Origin of the sequence: Accumulibacter sp., assembly GCF_031732815.1 — a bacterium.
GTDB lineage: Bacteria > Pseudomonadota > Gammaproteobacteria > Burkholderiales > Rhodocyclaceae > Accumulibacter.
Window position 1 is genome coordinate 1 of the sequence record NZ_JAVMKF010000170.1, and the last position, 4,313, is coordinate 4,313.

Annotated in this window: 2 protein-coding genes; one reads left to right on the plus strand and one right to left on the minus strand. The window is 63.2% G+C overall.

Annotated elements, in window-relative coordinates; all coding sequences use genetic code 11:
* Nucleotides 1–2,534 (minus strand): PEP/pyruvate-binding domain-containing protein (locus RKP46_RS11190; protein WP_311106716.1); only part of this gene is annotated, 2,534 nt, incomplete at its 3' end.
* Between the two features lie 434 nt (nucleotides 2,535–2,968).
* On the opposite strand from RKP46_RS11190, the gene gdhA reads away from it, so the two are divergent.
* The gene (gene gdhA, locus RKP46_RS11195) at nucleotides 2,969–4,309 is read left to right on the plus strand and encodes an NADP-specific glutamate dehydrogenase (RefSeq protein ID WP_311106717.1); all 1,341 of its coding nucleotides are present in this window, start codon (nucleotides 2,969–2,971) and stop codon (nucleotides 4,307–4,309) included.
* The last annotated feature ends 4 nt before the right edge of the window (nucleotides 4,310–4,313 follow it).

Here is a 4,313-nt window from a genome sequence, read left to right on the forward strand (position 1 = left end):
CCGTCCAGGTAGATCGCGACGCGCTGGCTCTCCGCATCGGCCAGCAGTTGCACCGTCCCGGCGGGAACGTCGATCACCCGCACGGCGTCCGCCAGATAGCCTTGCCCAGGCAGGATTTCGGCCAGGCGGTTGGGCTGCGCGAGCAGGAAAGCTTCGTCGAGGCGATTGCCCTCCCGATCGGGAAACAGGGCGAAATACAGCATATCGGCTTCGATCAGCTCGTTGAGAAAATGCGTGCCGAGCGACACATCGGGGACGAGATTCCGATTCATCGCAACGATCTCGCAGAGCGCGGCTACCCGGTTGATGTCGTTGAAGTTCACCGGCAGACCGAGCCAGGGATCGCGCGTTCCCCAGCGTCCCGGACCGAGCACGAGAAGCGTGTGCTCACTGCTCGCCTGGTTGATGCGACCGATCAGACGAGCCACATCGTGCCGGGCACCAAGGCTCATCGCGCCGTAACCGTCGGGCACGACATAGACCAGCCGGTCGGGATGCAGCTCGCGGCTCGGTCCGATCACCGCGCCCTGTGCCTCGATTGGCGCCGGCCGTTCGAAGCGCGGCGTTACGCTGGCGCCGCCATCGACATTGCGCATCTGCACCGGGCGGCATTGCAACAGGTTGATGCGATATCCGCCTTCCGGCAGCACGTTCAGCGCGAATTCGATTTCCACCGGATGACGATAGGCGGCATGCAGGGTTGCCAACATGTCGCGCAGATCGGCGACAAAGGGCGTCTCGCGCAAGAGGCGATCGAAGGTCAGGAAGGCAGGCTTGCCCGCTTCTTCGCGTGTCGTGAACAGATCAAGCGGGAAGTCGGCCTGCTCGCTCACCATTTCGGCGAACGGACCGCTGACGACGCGGTCGGCGTCCAGATCGATGGCATCCATGCGCCGCTGCGCGCGGCGCGCGATGTCGCCGAAAGTGGTCTCGGGCCGCAATTCCGGTGCGTTGAGCGCCACCAGCCGGGTGTAGTCGTCATCCGTGCGATCAACGGCGCGCGTGCCCAGGCCGGCGACCAGCCGGATCACTCCCGCCTTGACGTCGATATGCGGGTTCCAGCGATATGGGTTCACCGACAGGCCGACACCGGCAGCGTGTGGATGGAAATAGGGACCGCCCGCCGTGCCCGACACGCGCATGATGAGCACGGCCATCTGTTCATTCTCGCCCAGCAGGCCGCGCCGTTCGCGGTAGCGCAGCGCCTGTTCGCTCATCGTGCTGGCGTAGACCCGGCGCACCGCGTCAAGCAGGCTCGCCAGCCGCTTTTCCCACGGACCGCGGTTGGCGCAGAAGACACTGTCGTACTGACCCGCGAAGGCGTTGCCGTAGCGGTCCTCCAGCCGCGAACTCGAACGTACGATGAACGGCCATTCGCCGAAGTATTCCAGCATGCCTTCGAACTGACGTTTCACCGTCGGCGAGAAACGGCCGGCAAGGACGCGCGCGCGCGCCGCATCGACTTCCTGCAGGTAGGTATCCGGATTGCGCTGACGGCGCCGTATCCACCACAGGCCGTTATGCACCATGAAGGTATCGAACACCTCGGCGCCGATATAAAAGGAATCGTGCGCTTCGAGCCGAGCTTCGAGCTGCGGCGCATCGCGCCGCAAGACAGCGCGCGCCAGCAGCATGCCGAGCGCCTTGCCGCCGATCGTGCCGCTGCCGATCATCCGCGTGCGCGCGGTCAGCAAGTCGTCGAGCCGCAGGTATTCGTCGATCAGGCGGGCCATCGACGGATCGACCGGAAACAGCAGGCGGCTCAGGCGGACGAACCACTCTTCCTCGAGCGGATCGGGAGAACCCGCCCGGCGCGCCGCCACCGCTTTCGCTGCGGAAAACTGGCGCTGCCAATGGCCGACGATGGCGTTGTCCTCGAGGCCGGGCCACTGCGAGTTGGCGAGAATCTCCGAGACGGTGCCGCTGTCGCGCACCGGACGAAAGCAGTCGCCGATCTCCCAGGCGTGGATCAGGTTCATCACCGCCGTGGACCGGTGCTGAACCTTGATGGGCCGCAGGTAGAGCTTGTCGCGGCACTGAAAGACGTCGATCAGGAACTGCGTCGTATCGGTGATCACGCCTATCGCCGCCGGCGCGTGACGGTTGCGGAAAACGCCGAAATAGGTGACGGTATCGAGATCAAACAGACGCGGGCAGGTCAGGCGAAAGAAATTGCCCATCATGCGGTCCGACTGCCAGGCGTCGGCCAGGTGCGACAAGCAGTCGAAGACATAAAGCGTTTCCCGGCCCGCGGCCTCGATGACCGAGTGCACCCGATCGACAAACGCGTCGAAGCCCTCGGCGGGATCGGGATGGTGCGTTTCCACCTCGTCGAGCAACGGCGGGTGGTCGGCAAAGCGGAAGTAAATCAGCCGCATGCGCTCAGCGCGTGCAGCCGCCGCGTAGGGTTCGACGAGCGCCCGATACTTGTCGAGCGACTCGACCTGCCAAACGATATTGTCGCCCGGCCGTACCCCGTGCAGTACGCCGTCGAGTCCCGTCAGACCTGTCGTGGGATGGAATGTGGTAACCATGATGGGTGCCTGCTCCTGTGCTACGCCGGGTGAGTCGGAGGGCGACCAGGGCCGGCAAGGCTCAGGCCGCAGACAGGCGCGACTGCCCAGGATCCACTTCGCCTGTCGGTGGCCAGACATCGTGCAGTTCCCCTGCCAGCTTGTCAATGAAAGCGCGGAATTGATGCATGGCCGATGGCGTCTGCGCATTCACTCGGCCAGCGAGCGCGACGCCTTGGCGGACGACAGGAGGAAGTGGCCATGGCCAGAGACGAGTCGCCGCATCAGGAGCAGGCGCAGGCGCATGCCGCCGGACGATGAGGCTCGCGCAATACCTCGACGAACGGCTTGCACATGCACCAATCAGGGGCATACAATCCTTCCTTGCTTGCCGCACTGCAACATTCGAGTGCTCGAGCTTTCTGGATTATCGACAACGCAAATGGGGGCTTAGGATGAAGTACAAGGATCTATCCAGTTTCATGGACTACGTGCGGGCGCGCGACCCGAATCAGCCGGAGTTCCTGCAAGCGGTACAAGAGGTGATGGGCAGTCTGTGGGGCTTCATCAGCAGCAATCCGCGCTATGCCGAGTCCGGTCTGCTCGAGCGCCTGGTCGAACCCGAGCGGGCAATCCAGTTCCGCGTTGCCTGGGTCGACGACCATGGCGACACGCATGTCAACCGCGCCTTCCGCGTTCAGCACAGTTCAGCGATCGGACCTTTCAAGGGTGGCATGCGCTTTCACCCCTCGGTCAATCTGTCCATCCTCAAGTTTCTCGCCTTCGAGCAGACGTTCAAGAATGCGCTCACGACGCTGCCGATGGGCGGCGGCAAAGGCGGTTCCAATTTCGATCCGAAGGGCAAGAGCAGGGGCGAAGTGATGCGTTTCTGTCAGGCGCTGATGATCGAACTCTATCGCCACCTGGGCCCGGACACCGATGTCCCGGCAGGCGATATCGGGGTCGGCGGCCGCGAGGTCGGTTTCATGGCCGGCATGATGAAGAAGCTGTCGAACAATGCGGCCTGCGTGTTTACCGGCAAAGGTCTTTCCTTTGGTGGAAGCCTGATCCGGCCCGAGGCAACCGGTTACGGCGTCGTCTATTTCGTGCAGGAGATGCTGGCGCGCAAGAACATGTCGTTCGAAGGCAAACGCGTTTCGGTTTCGGGCTCAGGAAACGTCGCCCAATACACCATCGAAAAGATCCTCGAACTGGGCGGCAAGGTGGTGACCTGTTCGGACTCGGACGGCAGCGTGATCGACGAAGCAGGCTTCACGCGCGAGAAGCTCGATGCGCTGATGGACATCAAGAACAATCATTACGGCCGCGTCGCCGACTATGCGAAGCGCTTTGGCCTCCAGTACGAGCACGGCAAGAAGCCCTGGATCGTTCCGGTCGATATCGCGCTGCCGAGCGCAACGCAGAATGAAATCGACGGCGAAGACGCCAAGGAACTGGTCAGGAACGGCGTCCAGTGCGTCGCCGAAGGCGCCAACATGCCCTCGACGCTCGAGGCGGTCGATGTCTTCCTCGCGGCGAAGATCCTCTACGCGCCGGGCAAGGCCTCGAACGCCGGCGGTGTCGCCACGTCCGGCCTGGAGATGACTCAAAACGCCGAGCGGCTGCCGTGGGAACGCGACGAAGTCGATGCGCGTCTGCACCTGATCATGACCGACATCCACAACAACTGCGTCCGTTACGGCGAGAAGAATGGCTTCGTCAACTATGTCGATGGTGCAAATATCGCCGGTTTCGTCAAGGTGGCCGATGCAATGATGGCGCAGGGCACCTACTGACCGC

What these genes read in the sequence shown, in the direction of transcription:
- gdhA (WP_311106717.1), top strand. Translation starts at nt 2,969, where the DNA reads ATGAAGTACAAGGATCTATCCAGTTTCATGGACTACGTGCGGGCGCGC.